The organism is Microbulbifer okhotskensis, from assembly GCF_023895975.1.
Classification (GTDB): domain Bacteria; phylum Pseudomonadota; class Gammaproteobacteria; order Pseudomonadales; family Cellvibrionaceae; genus Microbulbifer; species Microbulbifer okhotskensis.
In genome coordinates this window covers 1-23,869 of the sequence record NZ_JALBWM010000064.1, presented here as the reverse complement: position 1 = coordinate 23,869, position 23,869 = coordinate 1, and the positions used below count along the sequence as shown (strand labels likewise).

At 54.8% G+C, this 23,869-nt stretch carries 27 protein-coding genes; 24 read left to right on the top strand and 3 right to left on the bottom strand.

Annotation, left to right across the window (positions count from 1 at the left end; genetic code table 11):
• The 24 genes from MO867_RS14160 to MO867_RS14050 form a co-directional block, all read left to right on the top strand.
• Positions 1 to 752 (top strand): phage terminase large subunit family protein (locus MO867_RS14160; protein ID WP_252470066.1); only part of this gene is annotated, 752 nt, incomplete at its 5' end.
• Positions 752 to 2,299 carry a DUF935 domain-containing protein gene (locus MO867_RS14155; RefSeq protein ID WP_252470054.1) on the top strand — a complete coding sequence of 516 codons (1,548 nt, stop codon included), beginning with the start codon at positions 752 to 754 and terminating at the stop codon, positions 2,297 to 2,299. The genes MO867_RS14160 and MO867_RS14155, both read left to right, overlap by 1 nt.
• On the top strand, positions 2,299 to 3,069 hold the full coding sequence (locus tag MO867_RS14150; protein WP_252470052.1) for a phage head morphogenesis protein: 771 nt from the start codon (positions 2,299 to 2,301) through the stop codon (positions 3,067 to 3,069). Before MO867_RS14155 ends, MO867_RS14150 begins: the two co-directional genes overlap by 1 nt.
• A 2-nt stretch (positions 3,070 to 3,071) precedes the next feature.
• A complete protein-coding gene (locus tag MO867_RS14145; RefSeq protein WP_252470050.1) occupies positions 3,072 to 3,566 on the top strand; it encodes a phage virion morphogenesis protein in 495 nt (164 codons plus the stop codon).
• Positions 3,567 to 3,779: 213 nt separating this feature from the next.
• Entirely contained in the window at positions 3,780 to 4,919 is a 1,140-nt protein-coding gene (locus MO867_RS14140) for a hypothetical protein (RefSeq protein ID WP_252470048.1), read from the top strand.
• Positions 4,920 to 4,932: 13 nt separating this feature from the next.
• Positions 4,933 to 5,265 (top strand): capsid cement protein, encoded by a 333-nt coding sequence (locus tag MO867_RS14135; RefSeq protein WP_252470046.1) that lies wholly within the window; start codon positions 4,933 to 4,935, stop codon positions 5,263 to 5,265.
• Between the two features lie 13 nt (positions 5,266 to 5,278).
• Positions 5,279 to 6,217, top strand: coding sequence for a major capsid protein (locus MO867_RS14130; RefSeq protein WP_252470044.1), 939 nt, complete (start codon positions 5,279 to 5,281; stop codon positions 6,215 to 6,217).
• 167 nt (positions 6,218 to 6,384) lie between these two features.
• Complete coding sequence (locus tag MO867_RS14125; RefSeq protein ID WP_252470042.1) at positions 6,385 to 6,702, top strand: hypothetical protein; 318 nt, start codon at positions 6,385 to 6,387, stop codon at positions 6,700 to 6,702.
• Positions 6,702 to 7,205, top strand: coding sequence for a DUF1320 domain-containing protein (locus MO867_RS14120; RefSeq protein WP_252470040.1), 504 nt, complete (start codon positions 6,702 to 6,704; stop codon positions 7,203 to 7,205). Before MO867_RS14125 ends, MO867_RS14120 begins: the two co-directional genes overlap by 1 nt.
• Complete coding sequence (locus tag MO867_RS14115; RefSeq protein WP_252470039.1) at positions 7,205 to 7,666, top strand: phage tail terminator protein; 462 nt, start codon at positions 7,205 to 7,207, stop codon at positions 7,664 to 7,666. Before MO867_RS14120 ends, MO867_RS14115 begins: the two co-directional genes overlap by 1 nt.
• Positions 7,663 to 7,824 carry a DUF7210 family protein gene (locus tag MO867_RS14110; RefSeq protein WP_252470037.1) on the top strand — a complete coding sequence of 54 codons (162 nt, stop codon included), beginning with the start codon at positions 7,663 to 7,665 and terminating at the stop codon, positions 7,822 to 7,824. Before MO867_RS14115 ends, MO867_RS14110 begins: the two co-directional genes overlap by 4 nt.
• A 12-nt stretch (positions 7,825 to 7,836) precedes the next feature.
• A complete protein-coding gene (locus MO867_RS14105) occupies positions 7,837 to 8,589 on the top strand; it encodes a phage tail tube protein (protein ID WP_252470035.1) in 753 nt (250 codons plus the stop codon).
• A gap of 3 nt (positions 8,590 to 8,592) precedes the next feature.
• Entirely contained in the window at positions 8,593 to 9,048 is a 456-nt protein-coding gene (locus MO867_RS14100; RefSeq protein ID WP_252470033.1) for a DUF6631 family protein, read from the top strand.
• A gap of 53 nt (positions 9,049 to 9,101) precedes the next feature.
• A complete protein-coding gene (locus tag MO867_RS23605; protein ID WP_256474032.1) occupies positions 9,102 to 9,233 on the top strand; it encodes a hypothetical protein in 132 nt (43 codons plus the stop codon).
• A gap of 75 nt (positions 9,234 to 9,308) precedes the next feature.
• The gene (locus MO867_RS14095) at positions 9,309 to 12,155 is read left to right on the top strand and encodes a phage tail length tape measure family protein (protein ID WP_252470031.1); all 2,847 of its coding nucleotides are present in this window, start codon (positions 9,309 to 9,311) and stop codon (positions 12,153 to 12,155) included.
• Complete coding sequence (locus MO867_RS14090) at positions 12,155 to 13,681, top strand: hypothetical protein (protein ID WP_252470029.1); 1,527 nt, start codon at positions 12,155 to 12,157, stop codon at positions 13,679 to 13,681. Before MO867_RS14095 ends, MO867_RS14090 begins: the two co-directional genes overlap by 1 nt.
• A gap of 2 nt (positions 13,682 to 13,683) precedes the next feature.
• Positions 13,684 to 14,631, top strand: coding sequence for a hypothetical protein (locus MO867_RS14085; protein ID WP_252470027.1), 948 nt, complete (start codon positions 13,684 to 13,686; stop codon positions 14,629 to 14,631).
• A gap of 2 nt (positions 14,632 to 14,633) precedes the next feature.
• Positions 14,634 to 16,331, top strand: a complete 1,698-nt coding sequence (locus MO867_RS14080) for a hypothetical protein (RefSeq protein WP_252470025.1) — start codon at positions 14,634 to 14,636, stop codon at positions 16,329 to 16,331.
• Positions 16,321 to 17,133 carry a phage/gene transfer agent baseplate hub protein gene (locus tag MO867_RS14075; protein WP_252470023.1) on the top strand — a complete coding sequence of 271 codons (813 nt, stop codon included), beginning with the start codon at positions 16,321 to 16,323 and terminating at the stop codon, positions 17,131 to 17,133. The genes MO867_RS14080 and MO867_RS14075 overlap by 11 nt, the downstream gene beginning before the upstream one ends.
• 12 nt (positions 17,134 to 17,145) lie before the next feature.
• Positions 17,146 to 17,385: a hypothetical protein gene (locus MO867_RS14070; RefSeq protein WP_252470021.1), complete on the top strand. Its 240-nt coding sequence runs from the start codon at positions 17,146 to 17,148 to the stop codon at positions 17,383 to 17,385.
• Complete coding sequence (locus MO867_RS14065; protein WP_252470019.1) at positions 17,382 to 17,597, top strand: hypothetical protein; 216 nt, start codon at positions 17,382 to 17,384, stop codon at positions 17,595 to 17,597. The genes MO867_RS14070 and MO867_RS14065 overlap by 4 nt, the downstream gene beginning before the upstream one ends.
• Positions 17,584 to 20,457: a LamG-like jellyroll fold domain-containing protein gene (locus MO867_RS14060; RefSeq protein ID WP_252470017.1), complete on the top strand. Its 2,874-nt coding sequence runs from the start codon at positions 17,584 to 17,586 to the stop codon at positions 20,455 to 20,457. Before MO867_RS14065 ends, MO867_RS14060 begins: the two co-directional genes overlap by 14 nt.
• Before the next feature lie 235 nt (positions 20,458 to 20,692).
• Positions 20,693 to 21,223 (top strand): IS4 family transposase, encoded by a 531-nt coding sequence (locus tag MO867_RS14055; protein WP_309143306.1) that lies wholly within the window; start codon positions 20,693 to 20,695, stop codon positions 21,221 to 21,223.
• Positions 21,223 to 21,996, top strand: coding sequence for a putative phage abortive infection protein (locus MO867_RS14050; RefSeq protein WP_252470013.1), 774 nt, complete (start codon positions 21,223 to 21,225; stop codon positions 21,994 to 21,996). Before MO867_RS14055 ends, MO867_RS14050 begins: the two co-directional genes overlap by 1 nt.
• A gap of 228 nt (positions 21,997 to 22,224) precedes the next feature.
• On the opposite strand, the gene MO867_RS14045 is transcribed toward MO867_RS14050, so the two are convergent.
• From MO867_RS14045 to MO867_RS14035, 3 genes are all read right to left on the bottom strand, one after another.
• Complete coding sequence (locus MO867_RS14045) at positions 22,225 to 22,860, bottom strand: hypothetical protein (protein WP_252470011.1); 636 nt, start codon at positions 22,858 to 22,860, stop codon at positions 22,225 to 22,227.
• 139 nt (positions 22,861 to 22,999) lie between these two features.
• Positions 23,000 to 23,257, bottom strand: coding sequence for a hypothetical protein (locus tag MO867_RS14040; protein ID WP_252470009.1), 258 nt, complete (start codon positions 23,255 to 23,257; stop codon positions 23,000 to 23,002).
• Between the two features lie 366 nt (positions 23,258 to 23,623).
• The coding region (locus tag MO867_RS14035; RefSeq protein WP_252469987.1) for a hypothetical protein at positions 23,624 to 23,869 on the bottom strand (246 nt) is incomplete at its 5' end.

Sequence of the window (23,869 nt, the reverse complement as noted above, 5' to 3'; positions counted from 1 at the left end):
ATGTGCGCTCCGGCTGCGCCGATGAAGAGTCTTTCCAGCAGGAATATATGTGCAATCCGGCCGACGATAATGTGGCCTTCCTGGAATACGACTTGATTGCCGCAGCGGAATATCCCGCACAAATCCACTGGCAGAACATGGAATCCGGGCGTCTCTATGCCGGCATTGATATCGGCCGCAAAAAAGATTTGACCGTGCTGTGGATACTGGAGCAGCTCGGTGATGTGCTCTATACCCGCCACGTCGAGCGATTGCAGAATATGCGTAAGTCGGACCAGGAAAAAATCCTCTGGCCCTGGCTGGACCGCTGCGACCGCATTTGTATTGATGCCACCGGCCTCGGTATCGGCTGGGCCGACGATGCCCAGGATAGATTTGGCGAGCACCGGGTGGAGGCCGTCACCTTTACCACCCGCGTCAAAGAAGCCCTGGCATACCCGATCCGCAGCGCCATGGAAGACCGCCGCCTGCGCATTCCCCATGATCCCAAAATCCGCGCGGACCTGCGCCAGGTCACCAAGCAAACCACCAGCGCCGGCAATGTACGCTTTACCGCCGAGCGCACCGCCGATGGCCACGCCGACCACTTCTGGGCCTTGGGCCTCGCTATCGAAGCGGCTTCCCAACCCAGCGCTCCCATCGAATACCAATCCACCGGGCGCCGCAGCGCCTGTGCCGAAAACCGTCTCAGCACCACCGATACCGGCTTCGGCACAGTAGCCGGCGGCAGCAATTTTGGAGGCTTCAACTAATGGCCGACTTTGAGCAAACCGCGTCCGGCATCCTGGTACCCGCCAACTTTGCCGCTAAACCCACAACCCGCAACCCGCGCCCGGAAATGCAGGAAATCGCCACCACCGCCGATGGCCGCGATATCACCCGAGGCTATACCGACCCGCTCACCATCCAGCCGGCCCAGGATTCTGTGCTGCAGGTGCGCGGCGGTGGCGATTATCGGGTGTATCAGGAAGTGCTGCGGGATGACCAGGTAGCGAGCTGTTTTAACCAGCGCTGCCTGGCGGTGATCGGCAAGGAATGGGCCGTGGACCCCGGCGGTAAAACCCAAAAAGACAAAGCCGCAGCGGAGCACCTGCAGGAGATGCTGCACCATATCGGCTGGGATCGCGTCACCAAGAAAATGCTCTACGGGGTTTATTATGGCTTTGCCGTCTCCGAGGCCCTCTGGGCGCGGGATGGCCGCCACATAATGCTTAACGAGGTGAAAGTGCGCGACCGCCGCCGCTTTGGTTATGACGGCCTGGGCCGCCTGCGCATGAAAACTTTCAGTGCCCCTTTGGGGGAGTTACTGCCCGAGCGAAAATTCTGGGACTTCGCCACCGGCAGCGACCATGATGACGAACCCTACGGTCTGGGCCTCGGGCACTGGCTCTACTGGCCCGCCTGGTTCAAGCGCAATGGCCTCAAATACTGGCTGATCTTCCTGGAGAAATTCGGCCAGCCCACCGCCAAGGGTACCTACGCCCCCAACGCGCTGCCGGAAGAAAAAAACAAACTGCTGCAAGCACTGTCCGCCATCAGCACCGATGCCGGTGTGATAGTGCCGGAAGGTATGGCCATAGAGCTGCTGGAGGCCGCCCGCAGTGGCACGGCGGATTATGTCAGCCTCTACGACCGCATGGATGCCGCCATCGCCAAGGTCTGCGTGGGCCAGACTGCCTCCTCCCAGGGCACACCGGGGCGCTTGGGCAATGATGAGCTGCAGAGTGATGTGCGCCTCGACCTGGTAAAAGCCGATGCGGATCTGGTGTGCGAAAGCTTCAATCGCTCTATTGCCCGCTGGCTTACCGAATGGAATTACCCCGGCGCCCAGGTGCCGCGTGTATGCCGCAAAGTGGAACCGCCGGAAGACCTCAACCAGGCCGCCGAACGGGATAAGAAGATCGTCGATATGGGCTTTAGGCCCAGCCTCAAACATATTCAGGACAACTACGGCGGCGACTGGCGCGAGGTAGCCCCAGCACAGCCTCCAGCGCAACCAACCTCACTGGAGCCCGCTGCCGAGTTTGCCGAGGATGAATTACCGCAAACCCCGCCGGATGCCCTGGCGATACAGCTGGAGCAGCGCCTGCGGCCCATCACCCAAGACTGGGGCAACCAGCTGGCCCGGCTCCTCGATGAGGCCACCAGCCTGGAAGACCTGCAGGAAAGGCTGGTGGCGCTGGCGCCAGAACTGAGTCTCGACGACTATGCCCGAACTATGGCTACCGGACTGGAGGCAGCCCAGCTGGCGGGGCGCAATGATGTGCAGGACGAGATAGCCGCCCTGGAGAATCCATAATGGCAACTGCGGCGGCCTACGGCAGTCTTTCCTTCGAGGAACAGATCCAGTTTTTCCAGGGCAAATACCCCAGTATCGATTACCAGCGCATTCGCGGCGCGGCTCATGACCGCGCATTTATCAGCGCCGGCGCCCACCGCATCGACCTGGTGCGGGATCTGTACATGATAATTTCCAGGGCTATCCGCGAGGGGATGACGCTGCAGGAATTCCAGCCGGATTACGAAGCGGTACTGGATCACTACGGCTGGGAACCCAATGGCGGGCGCAACTGGCGCGCCTCGGTGATCTATCACACCAACCTGCGCACCAGCTACGCGGCCGGCCGTTATGCCCAGTTACTGGAAGTGAAGGACCGGCGCCCCTACTGGGGATACCAGCACAGCGATGCGGTACAGCATCCCCGCGAGCAGCACCTGGTCTGGGATAACCTGGTGATCCATGCCGATGATCCCTGGTGGCTAAGCCATTACCCGCCCAACGGCTGGGGCTGCCAATGCACCGTAATCGCCTACAACCAACGCGACCTGGAGCGCATGGGTAGGAGTGGCCCGGACAGAGCCCCAGCGATTAAACAGCGCAAAATCACTTTTAAAGGCGTAGAGATAAAGGTACCGGAAGGCATCGACCCCGGCTGGGACTACGCCCCCGGCCGCAGCAACATCCAGCAGCAAATACAGCGCATCTTGGAGAAAGCCGAGGGCCTGCCGGAGGGCTTGGCGGAGAGCCTGACCGTTGAGCTGATAGAAAACCTGGACAGTGGGAACTGATCATGGCCGGTGCGAGAATTGAACTGGACGCGCGCGAGGCCAGCAACACCCTCAGTGCGCTGGCGGGTAGCTTGGAAAACCCCGCGCCGCTGTTGCGGGATATTGGCGAATACCTGCTGCAGGTCCACCGCAACCGCTTCCGCACCCAGACCTCCCCTGAGGGCGTGCCCTGGGCCGCGCTCAGCCCCAGCTACCTCAAACGCAAACCCAAGAACCAGGGCAAAGTGCTCACTTTGAGCGGCCTCCTGCGCAATACCCTGCGCTACCAGGTGCTGGGTACAGAATTGCTGTTCGGTACAGATCGCCCCTATGGGGCCGTCCACCAGTTTGGCGCCGCCCAGGGCCAGTTCGGCAAAACCAAACGCGGCAGCCCCATTCCCTGGGGACATATTCCCGCGCGCCCCTGGCTGGGTACCAGCGCAGAGGATGACCGCGAAATCCTGGCTCTAACGCGGGATTACCTGGAATTTGCCACTGGCGCCTCAGCGCCCCTGTAAGGCCCTCAGCCTCCCAGGGCATCCAACGATAGCCAGCGCACCCCGTTTCGCCGCTGTAAAAGCTTTATAAAACCGTTTACAGGGCAATTACCCGCAACCCGCACCGGCATCTGCATAAATTCCCAGCCTGCCGGTTTTGCCCGCGTACAAAAGACCTCACTCGCCACCGCCCCTAAGCTGGCCCCATTCAATCGAGACGCAATGGGAAAACCAGTGAATCTGGAAATTTTCAAACCCGGCACCTTTACCGATGTGAGTGGCAAAACCCTGTCATTCAGCCAGGCCGATATTCAGTCCACCAAGGACGCCTACGACCCAGCGGTATTTCGCGCACCACTGGTGGTTGGACACCCCAAGGTCAATGATCCCGCTTATGGCTGGGTGTCCTCCCTGAACTTTGCCGGCAGCGTCCTCACCGCCGAGCCCGACCAGGTAGAGCCGGAATTTGCCGAGATGGTGAATAGCGGCCGCTTTCCCAAAATCTCCGCCAGCTTCTTCCACCCACAATCCGCCAACAATCCCGTACCCGGTGTCTGGTACCTGCGTCATGTGGGTTTTCTCGGTGCCGCCGCACCGGCTGTGAAAGGGTTAAAGGAAGCCAGCTTTGCCGACGATGGCGAAGGCATTTTCACAGTGGAATTTGCCGGGGCCGACTTCGCCGACAGCTGGCTGGTGGGCCGCCTGATGCGCAACCTGCGCGACTGGATGCTGACGAAATTCGGTGACGAGGATGCCGACAAGGTAGTCACCGATTGGATGGCCCGCGACGCAGAGCAACTAGCAGAAACATCACCCAGTCCCGACTTTGCTCAACCCGGCAGCAACAACACCCCAACCCCACAACCGGAGGAACTCCCCGTGGATGACCCCAATGGAAAAAACAAAGCCGCGAGCTTTGCCGAGCGTGAAAACGCCTTGCAAACCCAGCAGGCGCAACTGGAGGCCCGCGAGCAAAAGGTGGCGCAACAGGAAGCGGCAGCGCGGGAAAAGGAGATCGCCAGCTTTGCCGACCAACTGGTGGACGGCGGCAAACTGCTGCCCCGCGAGCGCAATGGCATGGTGGCCCTGTTGGCCGGCCTGGCAGATACCAACCCCCTGAGCTTTGCCGAAGGAGATGGCACGGTTGAGAAAAGCGCACCGGATTTCCTGCGGGATTTCCTCAATGGCTTACCCACCCGAGTGGATTTTGCTGAGCGGGGTGCCGCCGAGGATCTGACGACCCAAAGCGCCAGCTTTGCCGCACCCACCGGCTATTCCGTCAACCCGGACAAGTTGGCCCTGCACAACAAGGCGCTGGCCTACCAGAACCAGCACAACTGCGACTACAACACCGCCCTGGCAGCGGTGAGTTAATCGGGAGCCCCCCATGCAATCTATTTCACTGCTCACGCTCACTCTCGCCGCTACGGCCGCGATCAGTGCCGGGCGCTTTGTTGCCGCTGATGGCACCACCGCCAGCGCCGGCGGTAACGCCCTCGGCGTGTCCCGTTGTACTGCCGGGGCCGGCGAGGATTTCCCGGTGGATGTCATAGGCACCACCCAGGTGACCGCCGCCGGCGCCATTGCCGATGGTGCGGCTATCGAAGTGGGTACCGATGGCAAGGCCATTACAAAGTCCTCGGGCATCACCGTGGCCCGAGCCCTGCAAGCCGCCAGCAGCGATGGCGACTCCATCGAAGTGCTGTTAATCGCCAACTAAGGAAAGCGCCATCATGACTCAGATGAACAACCAACAGGTGCGGGTGATAGACCCAATTCTCACTACCCACGCCCAGGGCTACCGCCACCAGACCCATGTGGGTATGGCTCTTTTCCCCCGCGCTCCCGTCGCAGTAAGTGGCGGTCAGGTACTGGAGTTTGGCAAGGAGGCATTCCGACTCTACAACGCCCGACGCACTCCCGGCAGCAGCACCAAGCGGGTGCAGTATGGCCATGCCGGCAAGCCCTTTGCGTTGGTACAGGACTCTCTTGAGGGAATGGTGCCTCGGGAACATCTGCGCGATGCCAGCCAGGTACCCGGCATCAACCTGGGCCAGCGGGCTGTCAATAACACCATGGGCAGCTTGTCCCTGGCCCTGGAAGTTGAACAGGCCGAACTGGCCCGCAACCCGGACAACTACGACAACGACCACAAGGTGGATTTGGCCTCCGCCCAGTGGAGCGATGATGCGAATAATCCCTGTAAAGATATTCGCACTGGCCAGGAAGCGGTGCGCGAGAGCATCGGCATGGATGCCAACAGCCTGGTGCTCTCTGCTAAAGCCTTTGCGGCGATGCGGGAAAACCCCTATGTCCTGGAGCGTTTCAAATACACCAGCAAAGATTCCATCACTGCCGCCATGATTGCCGCTCTGTTGGATATCGACAGTGTGGTGGTGGGCAAGGCGGTCTCTGCCGATGCCAATGACAAATTCAGTGATGTCTGGGGTACCGATGCCATCCTCGCCTACGTAGCCCTACCCAGCGGCGACAACAGTGCCGATGCCGCTGAACCGAGCTATGGCTACACCTACACCATGGACGGCCATCCCCTGGTGGAAGAAACCTATTACGACAAAAACGCCAAGAGTTGGATCTACCCGGTGACCTATGAGCGCAGACCTGTGCTCTCCGGTATTACCGCCGGCTACTTGATGCGCAATGTTGGCTGATTCCCAACCTGAGTAAGGGGTGGCGGTCGCTTTCGCTGGCACCGCCACGCAGTCCCTGATCAGCGAATCAACCGGCAAACCTTGGGGGGGGTAGATAGTCCGGGGATGGAGTAGGAAACCCCTCGCTTATTTCACAGCAGCGGCAGCCGCCGCGAACGGAGAAACCCGTGAGCAAACAGACTTACCAAGTGCGCCAGCCCTGCAAAGTGGGTGGCGAAATTATTAAATCCGGCACCGTCAACTGTACCCCACAACAGGCAGCGCCTCTGCTGAAAAGCGGCAGCCTTATCGCCGCCGGTATCAGTGCCGACGATGGCGAAATTTCCATGGAAGTCTTCGTCGAAGCCGTAGCCCAACTGGATACAGAAAACTCCGAACACTGGACCAACGCCGGCGCGCCGGATATCAAAGCCTTAAACAAAGCTGGTCTGAAAATATCCGCTGCCGAGCGGGACACTCTCTGGGCGCAGGTCGATAAAGACTGATGTATATCTCCCACGCACAACTGGCCGAACGCCCAGGCGCCCGCGAACTGGCCGAAGTCGCCAGCCCCGCCCATGAGGCACTGGTGGATTACGACCTGATGCAGGCCACGCTGTTGGGCGCAGATCGCAGCACCTGGTCCGCAGCTGAAATCATCGTGGCAGACAACGCCCTGGTGCGGATTGACGACGCCATCAGCGATGCCAAATCGGTGATTGATGGATTTTTAGGTCGCCGTGGCTATCTGCCACTCGATCCGGTACCGGGCATTGTCACCACCTGGGCCAGGGCTATTTGCCGCTATCTCCTGCACCAGGATCGCGTCAGTGGTGAAAGCGACGACCCCATAGTGCGGGACTACCGCGACGCCCTAAAGCTGCTGCAACTCACCGCAGACGGCAAGTTTTCCCTGGGCCTGGAGGATACCAGCGCACAGCAAGGTATTGGCCAGCCGGCCACTACCGCTAGGGCCAGTAAGTTTCGGGATAACCTGGCAGATTACTGATGAACGAACCACTGGATACCGCCGTTATCGAGCAACGCCTGCGCGACCAGGTGCCGGCGCTGCAACTGGTAGGCGGTGCCGCCGATTATGCCGGGGTCAAAGACTTAAAGGGCTTCCGTCCCGGCAGTGCCTATGTGGTGCTGGCCCATGAGGAGGACTTGCCCGAACCCTCCGGGCGCCCCCAGCGCCGCCCCAGCGGCAACCAACAAGTCAAAGCCACTATCGGCGTCATCGTCGCCGCGCGCAATTACCGGGGCAAAACCGGCAGCGAGGCACTGCAGGAAGCCAAACCGCTGATCGGCGCCGTACGCACCGCACTGCTGGGAAATTGGATTCCCGGCGACCAATTACAGCGCCCGCTTAAATGGCTGCGCGGCGATGTATTGGACCACGACCGCAGCACCTTACTTTGGATTGATGTTTTCTCTATCACCTATTTCATGGGGGACACCAAGGCATGACCGACAAAAAGACTGCGCCAAAAAGGGTAAAAGTCACTCTTATTGAGGCGCACACGCACCGGGGCCGGCCCTTTAAAGAGGGCGACGAAATTGAGGTTACCGAAAGTCAACGCGACTGGCTTATTGAGCATAAAAAAGTCGCCGCATCAGGCAAATAAGGAGCTGCAGCAATGCAAGATTTTTCCCTACAGGGCAAGGTATATCTGGGCGAGCGCCTGTCTAACGGTAAGCCGGGCAAAATGCACTGGGTCAACGATGCCGGCCTGCTGAATATTACCGCCAGCGTCAGCTCGGAGAATCGCCAGGAATCCTACAGTGGCCAGCGTCTCACCAGCGCCACCCTGAACACCGGCACCGAGGTCAATTTCTCCCTGACCCTGTATCACGCCACCGCCAGCAACCTGGCCCTGGGTCTCTACGGTACCGAGCGGGTGGTAACCAGTTCGACAGTGACCGACGAAGCCATCCCGGAAGTGGAGACCGGGGATTCGGTGGTATTGGATCGCGGCAATATATCCAGCCTGGTAATTACCGATTCCAATGGCACCCCGGCCACTTTGGCCGAGGGCACGAATTTTCAAATTGTTTCCAGTCCCGGCGGTGTGCTGGAATTTTTGGATGTGGCTTCTTTTACCCAGCCGTTTAATGCCGACTACTCCCACGGCGCCAGTACCGACATCACCATGTTCACCCAGTCCCCGCCGGTGCGTTACCTGATGCTAGATGGGGTCAACACCGTAGATGGTGCCAACGAGCGGGTGCGCGGGCGCCTGTACAAATGCAAATTTAATCCGGTGAGCCAGCTGGATTTAATCAACACCAGTTTCGGCGAACTGGCGCTAACAGGCACTGCGCTATTCGATCCTCTGTCCGACCCGGATGAAGCCCTGGGCGGTTTCGGCCGAATCGAGTTGCTGGAGTAGCCCATGGCCAAAAAACTGGAAAAAAAGGAAACCGCAGAATCCCAGGATGACCTGGAGATTCTGCACCCGGAGCGCACGCTAAATATTGCCGGCGAAAAAATTACCGTGCGCGAGTATGGCTTTGTAGAGGGGCTGCGCCTGCGCTCATTGTCGGCACCATTTCTCAAAGCACTGCACCAAGTGATGAGCAGCAGCCAGGAACTCTCCCTGGAAGCGGTGCTGGATATTATCGCCGACCACCATGAAATCACACTGCAGCTAATGGCCGTTGCCATCGACCGCGAAGTGGAATGGCTGCACAGCCTTAACGACACTGAGGGCAATCTGCTGATGATGACTTGGTGGGCGGTGACCGGCCCTTTTTTTCTGCGCTCTGTGCAGCAACGCAGGATCGCGGAACTGGTCGCGGACAGAGCGCAAAAAACCGCACCCGCTGGCGAGACATCTACACCACCCTGATCGCCAACGGGCACCCCCCGGAAAAAATCGGCAGCTATACCGAGCGGCAATTAATGCTCTACTTTGACGCCGCCCAGCGCCGCGAACGCTACCAGCGCGCCGGGTATTTCTCCGATATGCGCACCGCCTTTGTCGCTGACAGAGACGATACAAAAAAGCACCTTCGCAGCCTGACTAAAGACTAAGCCAGCAGCATTCGCCGCTGGCATTTTTGCCCCTGTTCAAAAGACTGTTCCTCCCGCACTCGCCATGATGCCCCCATGGCACAGCAAAACCTTGAACTCGCCCTACGCATTCGCACCGATTTAAAGAATGCAGCCAAGCAGCTCGACGACTTCGAGAAAGAGCTGGATGGTATTTCAATAGCTGCCGCTGAGGCAGATGCCAGCCTGGATAAAGCCACCGCCCCGCGTAAAGCGGATTCTGGTGGACAACTAGAGCAGCTAGAAAAGGATCTGGAAAACGTTTCTGAGGCAGCCCGTAATGCGGGTGCGGCTTTGGAAAAGACAACGGCTGTAAAAGATAGCGGTACAGCTAAGCAGCTGGATCAAATTGAAAAAGAGCTACTTGATGTTACGACTGCGGCAGCAAAAGCCAGTGCAGGCATTAAGCAAGTATCCGCATCTAATCAGACTTCTGCGACCACTAAAAATACGGCAGCGGTGAAAGCCAATAACGATGCTATGCGTGATGGCACCATCTCCGCCGGCCAATACAAACAGGCCATGCGCCAGCTGCCTGCACAGATCACCGATATCACCACCAGCCTGGCTTCCGGTATGCCCGTGTGGCTGGTGGCCATCCAGCAAGGCGGCCAGATCAAGGATTCCTTCGGCGGTACCCGTGAAGCTGCCAAGGCCCTGGCCTCCACCATCAAACCCATACCGCTGTTGCTGGGCAGCCTCGCCGCTGCCACCGCTGCCGTGGTACTGGCCCATGAGCAGGGCGCGGCCGAGAGCCGGCGCTATACCGAAGCCCTGACTCTGAGCGGCAACGCCGCCGGCACCAATAGCGATCAGCTGGCGGAAATGGCCAAGCGCCTTGATGCTGTGGTGGGTACCCGCCGTGCCGCTTCGGCGGCACTCACTGAGATTGCTTCGGCCGGAAAGTTTACCGAAGCGCAAATGGAACAGGTCGCGCGCACCGCATTGAAAATGCAGGACGCCACCGGCAAGGCCATCAGTGCAACGATAGATGAGTTTGCGCAGCTGGCAGCTGATCCGGTCGGTGCCATCGAAAAGCTGAGTGAGAAGTACAACCACCTGGATGCGGCAGTCTACGCCAATATTGCCGCACTGCAGGCCCAGGGCCGCGAAATGGAGGCTGTGCAGCTTGCGTTCGATACCCATGCCGATGAATTGGAGAGCCGCGCCGGTGAGCTGGCGGAAAATATCGGCCTGCTGGAGCACGGCTGGAAACTGGTAAAAAAAGCCGCATCCGAGAGTTGGGATGCAATGCTCGATGTCGGCCGCGAAGATACCCTGGAAGAAGAACTGGAGCGGGTGAATAAGCGTATCCAGCGGCAGCAAGAAATTTTACGCGGCCGCCGCCGAGGAGAAACCACTACCAGCCTTACTGAACTTCAGGCCGAGCGCACCCGCTTGCAATTGCGTATCCAGTTCCGCAATGCCATCTCCGCTGAACAAGCCGAACGCGCAAAACTCAATAAGGAGGCCATTGCGGCCATGAAAGAGGTGGACCGCTTGGCGGAATCCAACCTCAGTAATGAAGAGAAGCGCCTTGCAGCCATCAAGGAATATCAAAAGCAGCTGAATAAAATCCGCCAGGCCAACCCCAACGACGCGCGTCTGAACGAAGACACTATTGCCCGCAATATTGCCGGCATTAATGCCCGCTACGCCGACAAGAAAAACACCGATCGCGAAACCAAAAGTCTGGAAGCCTTTGTTGCCCAACTGGAGCGCCAGGCGGAAGTCCTGGGCAAAAGCGCTGCAGAAACTCGCGCATACAATATTGCCGAAAAAGGATTAAGCGGCGAATTACTGGCCCGCGCCCAAGCCGCTAATGCCGCTATTACTGCCCAGGAAAAACTTAACCAGGCAACGGCAGACGCCAAGCAACTGGCAACGATTGAAAACCGCTTGCTCAGCTTGCAAGGCCGTACTGCCGAAGCCCGTGGCAATGACCTGGAAAACCAATACGCGAAATTGCTGCAACGCCTGCAGGCTCGCAGCGATACCGCCGGCATCGAGCTGGTCAACAGCTTGATTAATGTGGAAAAAGCCCAGGCACAACTGGATGAACTCCAGGCCCAGGTGGCCCGCGTATTGTCCGAACAAACCCGGCAAGAGCAATCCATCCGCACGCAACAGGAATCCGGCCTGATTACCGAGTTTTCCGCCCGCGAGCAGCTGCTGCAACTGCACCGCGATACCGCCGATCAGGTGGATGCGCTGATCCCCAAAATGGAAGCCCTGGCAGAAGCCACCGGCAACCCCGATGCCATTGAGCGGGTGCGGCAATTAAAAGCGGAGATTGAGCAACTGCGCGTTACCACCGATCGCTATGGCTCCGTGGCCCAGAATGCGTTCGAAGACAGCATCACCGATGGCCTGGTAGACCTCGCTACCGGCGCAGCCAGCCTGGGTGATGTGATCCAGGATGTGATCGCCTCTATTGCCCAAGCCCTAGCCAGGCTCGCCGCAGAAAAGGCGGCCGCACAGATTACCCAGATGGCAGTCACTGCAGTCGGTGGCTTTGCCGATGGTGGCTTTACCGGAGTCGGTAGCAAATACCAGGTGGCCGGTGTTGTTCACGCCGGCGAATACGTACAACCGGCCCACGTAATGCGCGAACCGGGTGCCATGGCCTTTATGGAAAATTTCCGCCGCGAGGGGATGCGCTCCCTGGAACGCTTCCGTGGCTATGCAGAAGGCGGCCCGGTTGGCCTGTCAGCCACCAATTACGACAGCCCAGCGCAAACCCTCGCCGCCAATATGCCCGCGCCGATTGTTAAGCAGCGCCTGCTACCGGTGCTCGACAAAGATTTAATCTCCGAAGCTCTGCGCGGACCCGAGGGCGAGGAATTAATCGAACTACATATCAAACGCAATCCGGGCAAGTTCCGGCAGATGTTGGGGGGCTAATGAGTATTTATCAGCAAGGTGTGGCAACCAATCATATTGATTTACTGGACCAAGTAGTTCGCCTGGTAACCGGCTCCGGTGTGGTCAGTAATTTGAGTTATTCCGGTACCGGCAACGGTCAATTACACAACCCAGACGCTCACCCCGCAGCGGTGACTGAAAGCTGGAGCATCACCTGCACTGATGCTACAGCCCCCGCCATATTTTCTGTACAGGGCTCTGTCTCGGGTTTGCAGAGTTCGGCAACGGTAGGCACCCATTACGATAATGCCCTGGTGTTATTCGACCTGTCCGCCGGCGATTCTGATTTCCAGGTAGGGGATAAATTTGTGTTTGATGTAACCGCCGGGGAAATGCCTGCAGATGAACGCTGGGAGGTTTTGAGGATTGGCGGCGTGGCTGAAATTTCCGCAAGCTCTTATCGGGTAAATTACGAGCCTTGGCAATTACTCAAGACAGGCTACAACGTTCCGACGAACCCTTGGGCAACTGCATTAGGCGAACACTCCAACTGCTGGGTGGGCTGGAAGTTTTTCCGTCCTGCAGAAATAAACCGCCTTGTCATTCAGTGTTCCAGTACCAACAGCCAAGCCCCAAAAGAGTTCTCTTTGGAGTGGTCGGATGATGGTGTGAACTGGAATACCCGCGAAATATTCAACGGCTATACATGGGCCAATAATGAGACCAAGGAACTGACGATTACAGGAGAATCACCAGGCGCCAAGCTCTATTGGAGAATCGTGATCACAGAGAACAATGGCTCAAGTGACACGACTTCACTACAGCGTATTAGTTTTCCTGAATTTCAGGACACAGCTGATATAAATTTTGGGCGTCTCCCCGCAGTATGGTTACGCGCACCAGGACTCACCGGGAATGGGCCAGCTTACATTGCATTTCAAATTTATGATCGCCCCACGGATGACTACTACAACTGGGCCATAAACATAGGCACTGGATTTGTACGAGATGCAGATCAATCAAGCCAGCCTGGTGTTGAAGCTGGCGCACTACCATTGTGGAATCAAGACATTGCATATAAGGCAGGTGTAGACGGGCAGCATATAGAATTAGTTGTTCAGTTTGACACTGTTACTTTTCCTTTATATGTGGGTAAATTTTTACCCTATGGTACCCCCGGCCAGTACCCGTACCCTGCAATTATTGCAACGCCTCTAAGCCAGCCGAATATGACGAGGTACTCGCATAGTTCCGTTATCCTCCCGTTTAAAGGTAATCGGGATCAACTGAAAATTAGAACGACTTCGGGGGATTGGATAAACCCCTATGCTTGGCCGTACAGTAGTGAGAAAACCTTTCGTGATACCGGGGGCGAATATCCATTACTCCCCATCGTTTTATACGACACTGAAAATACCTATGGCACCTTAGATGGTATGCATTTTATTACCGGCTTTGATAATGCCGCAGGAAATACCGTCTCGGTGGAATCAGAAACCCATACAGTTTTCAGTGATGGCGCCTTGACCGGGTTTAATGATTACTACTGTATGAGGACACAATAGTCATGGCGTACCAAACCGGTATTGTGAATTCCGCCGTTGACCTACTGACTGTGATTCAGGGCTTTGCACAAAATAACGGCTGGACTTTAAATGGCAGTGTTTTACAAAAGAGCGATGCCTATATCAAACTCACTGCCAACAGTGACGACGAACTGCAAATTACTGGGCTGCGTGATGGATTAAGTTCTGATCCCGATGCCTGCCCAAGATATTCCCGCATTGCCTTTGATACCGGCCTCTGGCCCACCAACGCCGCTTACCATATTGCCGCGTTTAGTAACCCAGACACACTATGGGTCACAATGGTATCCGGTGTTACCGACCATTGGCATCTGGGCTTTGGCACTTTGGAAAAACTGGGTAACTGGACTGGCGGCCAGTGGTTCCACGCCCAACACAGCTCAAGTAATGCAGGCAACAACTGCTATTCGACGGTGCTTGGTGGCACCTATTCAATGTGGGGTGGAGATACTGCGCGCGAGTGTGCATTATTCTGGTCGCAAAAGGATGGAAGATCCTGGGACAGCCAGAGCCATATTAGTAAATGCTCATATTTACACTGTGAATTGCGTGGATATGTTTGGGAGTCCACCTATTCAGCCAATGATAAATCGGACTTAAATGCTGTTCACGGCCCGACAATTTTTAGACCCATTCACTGTTCCAACCCAAATAAATTTAATGGTCAAACCATACTGACACCATTCAATTTATTCTTACAAAATACTGATGGCCACTATATGAGTATTGGCCATGTAGGCCATCTTAGATTTGTAAAACTCACCAACTACAATCCCGCCGATATTCTCACCGTAGGCAGCGAACGCTGGAAGGTCTTTCCTTGGCACCGTAAAGACTCAGCTGTTCCAAACGGTAAGGAGCCTAATTATAACGATGGCAGTTTTTCCACGGGGGTCCTCGGTATAGCTGTACGTTATGACGGGCCTTGAGTGTGGTTGAATTAACTGGTTTTTTTCAAGGCCAGCCGCAACAGCTGGCAACTGACCACCTCAATGTGGTGCCGCTTGATACACTGGGGGAGGCGCTACATGAGCAGCGTGCGGTTGCGGCTATTCCCCCAGGTAAAACAGGCTCGATAATTCGAACCCCACTGGAGTCGATCAGGCGCAGTTTGTCCGGCGCCAAGGTCAGCAGTTTTACCGAGGACTTTTACAACCAAATCCACATTACTCCAGCCAGATTGGATGTAGGGAATATTTCCAATGCACAAACCCACCAAGTCACTGTCTGGAATGCCTACCTGGAATCCCACACGCTCAAGGATTTAAGCAGTGAGAATGCCGATGGCATCACCATTGCCGGACAAGTCAATCCGCCTCTGGTATTCGGCGCATTGCAGGAAAGGGAGTGGGATCTGCAGATATTAACCGATGGTCCCGCCGTAATCAGTGCCGAAATTACCTGGCAATTTGCCAGTGGGGATTACGCGCTGCTGACTATTTCCGGCAACCGGGTAATGGCCTGGCCATTTGCCCCAGACTGGAGCCAGGGTGTGCATGAAATGCTGGAATGGCTCACCGATATTTTGCCCAGCCGTACCGCAGTGGAGCAGCGCCGCGCACTGCGGGAATTTCCCCGTCGCTTTTACAGCTTTCAAACCCTGGCCACAGGTGCCGAACGCACCCGTTTGGATCTAGCCCTGTACGGTTGGGGCGCTAGGGTTTGGGCAGTGCCCATTTGGCACGATGTGCAGCTGCTAACAATGGTGGCGGCCGGCAGTGAGGAAATTACATGTACAACGGAATACCGCGATTTTGTAGCAGGTGGAACTGCGTTGCTGCTGGGGGAAAACGCCAACCAATACGAGGTGCTTAATGTACGGGCAATTCAATCTGACCGCCTGCAGTTAATCGACCCGGTGCAAAATCACTGGCCCCAGGGTACCCGCCTGTATCCCATGCGTAATGCGCGCTTGGTGGCCCAACCACAAATGCAAAAACGTTCCGGCGCAACTGTGCGCGCACAAGTGGAGTTTCTCCTGGTTGAGCCCACTGACTGGCCTACGGATTCATTACCCAGTTATCGGGGTTGGCCGGTGCTGGAAGTGCCGGCAGCGGAGAGTAACGATCTGAGCAGCAGCTATATTCGCCTACTGGATGCTCTCGACAACGACATCGACAACCCGGCAATCAGTGAGCCCATAGAGCTGGGGCTTTCCCTGCAGTCCCACCGCTGGCTCACCCAGGGCGCTGGGGAGCGCGCCGCATTACGCAGCCTTTTTTATATGCTGCGTGGTCGGCAGAAATCGGTCTGGCTGCCCACGGGAATGGAAGACCTACAACTGCTAGATCCGATTCCGACGAACAGCAGCAGCCTGGATATTGCCCACGTTCACTATGTGCGCCTGGTTGCGCTATCTGAAGGCCGGCGGGATCTGCGTATCGAACTGCGTGACGGCACCACCTGGTATCGCCGTATTACCAATTGCGCAGAGGTGGACAGCCAAACGGAACGCCTTGCCCTAGACAGTCCATTGGATCGCGCCATCGATCCCGCAGAGGTACGCCGCATCAGTTTTATGGCCTTGGTGCGGGCCGATAGCGACCGGGTGGAACTGAACCATATTACCGATATTGAGGGCGCAGCCTCGGCCCAAATTCTATTCCGTGGGGTACGTGATGAGCTTTAACGGCCGCGAAATTTCCATCGACGATGGACAGCCGGTGCGCCTGTATGAATTTGTGCTGGGGCCCCAGCGCTGGCTGTATACCAACGCCCAATTGGGTGTGGCCCACAACCTGCAAACCTTTATCAGCTGCCCTGGTATTTCCGACGATGGTATCCGCCAAACCGGCGAGACCAGTGCCGACCTGCTCACCATCACTGCGCCCTTAAATTTTGCCCTGGTTAACCTCTATCAGGTTTACCCACCGTCCACACCCGTTAGCATCACCGTGTATGACAAGCACCTGGGCGAAGACGATGCCCTGGTGGTGTGGGTGGGAGAAATTGCCGATGTCACTCGCCGCCGCGATCACCTCAATCTCGTATGCGCGCCTTTGTCTTCCAGGGATACCACCGGGCTGCGGTTGACCTGGAGTCGCCACTGTCCCAACGCATTGTATGACGTGACTTGTGGTGTGAATAAAGAATTGCATCGAGTGGATTCTGTGCTGGCAGAGGTAACCGGCCTAACCCTGATGGCCTCGGAATTTGCCGCTTTCAGCGATGGACATTTTAGTGGCGGATTTGTCGAATGGCTGTCTCCCACTGGTATTTTGGAGCAACGCGGTATCGATAGTCACAACGGAACCAATATCACACTGTTAGGTGGCAGCCTGGACCTGGTTCCGGGGCTCGAACTACGTGCCTATCCTGGATGCGCACGAACCATAACAGAGTGCACCACAAAGTTTTCTAACTCGCTGAATTTTGGTGGCGTTCCCGGAATGCCTGGCAAGTCACCATTTGATGGCGACCCGGTTTTTTAAGAGGGCGAAAGCGTGAATTTCTTGATACAGATCGCCGTGATGGTTGTGGCATCTTTTGTGGCTTCAGCATTGGCCCCCAAACCTCCACGACCAAAGCCCGCATCCCTTAATGATTGGGACTTTCCTGTGCCGGATGAGGGAACCCCCCAGGCAGTTTTTTTTGGTGATTGCTGGACCAGCAGTTGGTGCGTACTGGGTGTAGGTAACTATCGCACACTGCCCATCAAAATAAATAGCGGAGGTAAAAAGTGAGCGATGAAATATTGGTGATCAAACCTCACCATATCCACTTGGCTGGGCTTTGTATTACCGGCGCACGTCCCTGGTTTGCTCACCACAATTTGAGCATGAGTGACTTGCGAGCAGGGCGTATTACTACGGCAACCCTGGCATCCACCGGCGATGCACTTGCGCAACGGGTTATCGATGCTGCGCATAGGGAGGCGCAAGATGGGAGGGAGTAGCGAGAAGCCAAAAGTTACGGCCTACTATATGGGCATTCACATGGGGTTAGGCCGTGGGCCTGTTGATGAGCTAGTCCAGATTCGTGTTGGCGATCAAGTTGCTTGGAGCGGATCGGCCACATCAAGCCAACAAGTGTATATCGACAAACCCATGCTATTTGGCGGAAAGGAACGTGAGGGCGGTATTCAAGGTAACCTGGACATTATGATGGGGGAAGCCGATCAAGTCGCTTCCAATGGATTACGAGGGATGTATAACGGGGAAACACCGCCCTCATTTTGGTTATTACTGATCCAGGCACTGCGTGACAAGGTATCTCAAGGGGATACTGGGCCAGAAGATCCGGTGCCTGGTTTTCGGGGTATGTGTACCCTGTTTTTTGACGGACTAATTTCTATCACCAACCCATATCCAAAACCTTGGAAAATGCGTGTTAGACGCACGCTAAAGGGATGGGAAAATGATGATCCCTGGTATCCGGAAAAGGCCCAGATACTCCTGATGGATAGTGCTATCCATGCAATGAATCCAGCCCATATTTTGGTTGAGTGTTTAACTAACCGTGGCTGGGGCAAAGGGTTGCCACGAGAGCGACTAGATGTAGAGAGCTACCAGACCGCAGCTGATCAACTGTATTCAGAGAGGTTTGGTCTATGTCTTAAATGGAGCCGCCAGGACTCTCTGGAACAGTTTATTCAAACCGTGTTGGATCATATTGGTGCCGGACAATATATCAGTCGCCGTACTGGTTTATTGACCCTTAACCTTGTGCGAGATAATTACGATAGCGATGCACTCCCACTGTTTGATTACAGTAACGGTTTGCTTTCAATCGAGGAGGAAACCCTGGCCGTCAACGAAGCGGCTCCCAGTGAAATCATTGTTAACTGGCATGACCCCATCAGCAACGAAGACCGCCAGGCCCGCGAGCAAAACCTGGGCGCTATCCAAGCAGCCGGGGCGATTTTTTCCCAAACCGTTAATTACCCAGGCATACCCACCTTCGCGCTGGCCTGTCGCGTGGCGCAGCGGGATTTGCGCGCAAACCTGGGCCTGCGTCGTTTCAAAGTACGGATGGACCGACGCGGGTACGACATAGCACCGGGTGGTCTCTTCCGTATCAGCGCGCCCGACAGAGGCATCGGCAATATGGTCCTGCGCGCCGGCCGTGTGGATTACGGCACCCACCGCGAAGGCGCCATCACTATCACTGCACTGCAGGATGTTTTCGGCTTGCCTGATACCGCCTACAGCCAGGAACAGCCCAGCACCTGGCAACCTCCAAACCGGGTTCCTCAGGCCGCAATGGACCAGCAGCTATTTGAAGTTTCCTACCGTGATTTATGCTTGAAAATGTCTCAAGTGGATCTGGCTAGCCTTGCCTATGATGCTGGCTTTGTCGCCGCCCTGGGCGTGCGCCCCAACGGCATGGCGCTGGACTACAAACTGCTTACCCGTGTAGGTAATGATGCATACCAAGAGCGCGACACCGGCGATTGGGTGCCCAGTGGCGTATTGCAAAGCGATATGGCCCCCTTAGATAGCCAGGTAATCCTGGTTAACGGCGTTGACTTAGATCTGGTAGAAACCGCAACTGCCGCCCTGATCGGCGACGAAATTGTGCGCGTCGATGCGTTGGACACAACCACCAATATCTTGAGCCTATCCCGTGGCTGCGCCGATACCATCCCCAGCAACCACAGTGCCGGCACACGGGTGTGGTTTTACCAGGACTACGTCGCCGGCGACACCACCGAATATCTGGATAGCGAAGAGGTCAGCGGAAAACTTCTTACCCGCACCACCACCCAAACACTCAGCGAAAGCTCAGCCACCGCCAGCACCGTCACCATGGATCAACGCCAGGCACGACCCTATCCGCCGGCCAATGTGAAAATCAATGGAGTGTACTGGCCCGAAAACGCCATCAGCCCACTGACCATTACCTGGTCCCACAGAGACCGCAGCCTCCAGCGCGATGTGCTGGTACCCTGGACCGATGGCGATATAGGCCCGGAAGCCGGCACTACCTATAACTTGCGAATCTATGATGAAGGCAACAACGAAATCCAAAATGATGAGGGCCTGACCGAAACCACAGCCACTGCAACTGGCAGTGGGGGTGGTGGGAACGCCGCACTTCTACATTTTGAGGGCGACGATGGCGCTACAGATTTTACCGATGAGTACGGCGGCCAGTGGAGCGGCACCGATGGAATCAAAATCAGTACCGCCCAAAGCAAATTCGGCAGCGCCTCCCTGTACTGCCCAACGGACAATGGCAGCGGCCTGGACCGTGAAACAGAAGATCAACTGGCATGGGGAACGGGCGATGCTTCTATAGATCTTTGGGTTTATGTCGAAGCGCTAAATGGCAGCGGCAGCCGGGGCATTGTCGATTCCAGATCTTATGGTAATTACAATCAGCCCAGGCCCTGTATTTATCTTGCCACTGATAACTCCATTCGATATTACGTGAATGGCTTAGCCCGCATTACCTCAGCCACCAATATCCTATCCGCTGGCCAATGGCACCATATAGCGCTAAGCCGCAATTCAGGTACCACTAAATTGTATGTGGATGGCGTAGCGGTAGGGAGCTGGACGGACTCCACCAATTACACCCAAGACCGCTACGTTTTAGGCGGAATTAGTGACACAGACACTCTGCCAGGGTTGGGAGGCTGGTTGGATGAGTTCAGGGTAACCAACGGCATCGGCCGCTTCCCCGACGATTTCACCCCACCAAACGCCCCATACACCACCAACCCACCAACAGTGCTGCGCATAGAACTGGAATCCAGCCGCGACGGGCTCACAAGCCGCGAGATCTATAGCCACACGCTAACCATGCAATAAGATTTTTCCCTGGTACAAAGGACCGGGGTATTAATTGGGGATAAGGTGGGCGGGTGAGATCTAAATAAACCGACTAAGCCAACCAACCTAGCGGAGTTGAACCATGTAAGCAGAGACGATAAAAGAAAAGAGAAAATACCCAGCCCTAAGAGTTATCCAGCTTAGGGCTGGCGCAAATCGAAGAGTTGCAAAAGAATTCCACAGTACGCAAAAATTAGAAGAGCTTATTTAGTGCATCAGTAGTCGCGATTTATCGCGCGCGGCTACACCAGAGGGTGAGAAAGGGATTGAGTGGATGCTGTTGACGGATCTTCCAGTTGAAGACTTTAAGCAGGCGAGGGTTATCATTGAGTGGTATCGAAGCCGGTGGGAAATTGAAACCTATTTTCGAGTATTAAAAGGTGGATGTCAGATAGAAAGTAATCGTTTTAGAACAGAGCAGCGAATGCTGAACTGCATTGCGATCTATATGATTATTGGATGGCGACTACATTCGATAACTACACAAGCACGAAGACTTCCTGAAGCACCGTGTACGAGTGCCTACTCTGAAAAAGAATGGCGTATGACATGGATGATACGAGATAAAACTACTCCACCAAATGAACCCCCAAGCATGAGGGAGATAACCCGCATGCTGGCAGGTTTAGGAGGTTTTTTGGGGCGTAAAGGGGATGGTGAGCCAGGGGTGAAAACCGTTTGGCAGGGATACACCAAGCTACTTCATTATATTGAGGCAGCAGAAGCTCTAAATGGACTTAAATAATGTGTATAAAATACAGCAGTGGCGTCTGGGGCGCCTTTGGAGATTTTATGGGTGGGGTTCTGAACCCTATCTTTGCGTTTATGGGGCTGATTGCTCTTTTGCTAACTATTTCCATGCAGAGCGAGGAGCTCAATAACTCTACCAGGGAGCTTAGGAATTCAGCCGAGGCACTTGCCGAGCAAAGCAAATCCCTCGAAAAGCAGAACTTTGAAAATACCTTTTTTCAGTTGGTAAGACTGCACAATGACATAGTTGGAGAGATAGAAATACCGGCTAGCACTACGGGTGTTTTCAAGAGCTCACGTGTGAGCGGAAGGGCGTGTTTTAAGAATATCTATGAACGTTATGAGAATAAGTACAGGTACCATGCTGAGACTGAGGGTGATTCCTGTATAGCTGCACAGAAGGGATATCGAAGCTATTTTGGAGATGTGAATAATGGGTTGGGTCATTACTTTAAGAATTTTTACGTAATTATTTATTTTATAGAAGAAAGCAAAATAGATAATAAAGAGGTGTATATAAGGATTCTTAAAGCGCAGCTTTCTATTTGCGAGGTGGCTATGATTTTTTATGACTGCATTGCAGGTCCAGAAAGCGTAAGAGCTAAAGAGATATTTGAAAAATACTCGTTTTTTTCTGACTTTGATAAACAAGAGTTGCTAGATAGTGTTGCTCACCCGAAGATGTACGCCCCCTCCGCTTTTGGGGAGCCTCTAGCAGTTCATATGACTAAAGACCCAATTGAAAAGCCTGCTGTTGAGTGTACTTGATTGGGTTTGTAAGTGATGTTGGCCTGGCTCTTTCGCGAAAAGTAGGATGGAGCTATGTTTTGCGATTGGCGGAGAAACGCAGGTCAAACAGCTCCTGTGACCCTCTGAGCTGTTTTACTGGTCTTGGGAGGCATTATGGTATTGGTCTGCCTCAACGGCGCTTAGGGGGCACCTCAGTATTTCTTGGTAATTCTGTGCGCTCAAGTAGGCTTCTAAATTGTTTCTTCACTAGTCTTCTGTAGGCTGTACTTCGGTCCACGTCAACCCTTGCTCAGTTGGGATGGCTTGGTAATGACTACTGAATAGTTTCATTAACCTGCTATCTATTAGAGGGTTATTGGTGTATGGGTTGTGGTAGAAAGTAATTTTTTTACCGTTGGGGGATAAGAGGGCAACAGCGCTTATATATGTCTTTCTCACTGGGGATAGCATTTCATAATAGCGCTTACACTCCCTATAGGTCCCATTCTTATAAATTACTTCAGGTTTGCCCGCTACTGCGCTTTTTATGTAGTTGGGTAACATGAAGTCCATTACAGAGAAATCACGATTATCATAAATAACAACTATACAAGGGTGCCCTGTAACTCCATGCTCCTCAAATTGGTAGCTGGCATCTTTTATGCTGTCTTTTACTCTTTTAGAGTTAACTTGGTACGGCTGAACTTCATCATTTTGAATGTTTCTTATGATTTTCTTTTCATCCTTATTTGAATCAAGCCCTTTTACTTCCCAGTAGGAAGACTTCCCTTCCCAGCGAACCTCAAAATCTGGAACTTTATTTTCTTCATTTTCCTCAATTTTTTCATGGGGAATATCAAGACTACTAAGTAGCTCAGAAAGAAGCACTTCAGAGTTATTCATATATCAACCTCCCTCTAGAATCTATACGGCCACTCACTTAACAAGCTTAAGCTTATTGTTACAAGTATAAACTTAAACGCCAGCAATACAGTTGAGTGTTGGCAGCTCAAGAGGTGTGAGCTCCTAACCGGAGAGTTCCTCAAGCAAGCTTTCCACTGTCCAGGCGCTCCAGGTCTTCCCGCTCGCAGTCGATAAGGTTTGCCCATTCATCAGCAAGGTGGGCGCCGATAACAGCCAGCTCTTGGCTGGTGGTTTTGTCCTCGGATATCTGGCTGATGCTCTGGAAAAGGGTGCGCAGCTTGCTCAGTGATTCCAGGCTGAGATTTGCGAGGTCAAGGGAGCGAACAATAAGGTTGTCAGCTTGAGGGATAGATACAGCTGGGGCTTGGTTTGCCATGGCTTGGGCTCCTTGTATAAGTGAGCCGCTGCCCGTGAGGTTCCAATCTCAATTGGGCGGCGGGCTGGATGGGTTGGAACTACCGCTACAAGGGAACGGCGGGCACAAGGCCCCCCAAACAGCCCACCATAAAAGGGTGAGAATAGGTGAGGTCTCAGGGCACAAAAAAAACCGCATACAGGGGTAGGCGGCTTCGGGTCGCCTTGTAGTTTCGGGGTTCCAATCCCGGTTACGGATTTTGCCGCAACGCCTCCAGTATGCTTGCCCAGTGTAAAGCCTTTCAATGCTGGGCGTCGAATGTGATGCCAATATTTAATTAAGCAGTTTGGCTGCTCAAATCTGGATAGGGCACCCAAAACTATTAAATCACCCCGCGCGCTCATAACAGGCTAACCATTCCTCATTGGTCTGTTCTTGGGGGGGAATAGGTGTTCCCTTATACCCGCGTTCCCTTATTACCGTATTACCGTAGTTTGCATCCCCCGTAGTTTGATTTGGCTGTAGGCCCCGTGGCTGTTGGGGTTGAGCCAATTCCTTACCCGAAACATTTACCCGGACCTTACCCGGAATTAACCCGGAAGTTACCCGGACTTTACCCGGAATATTCACATG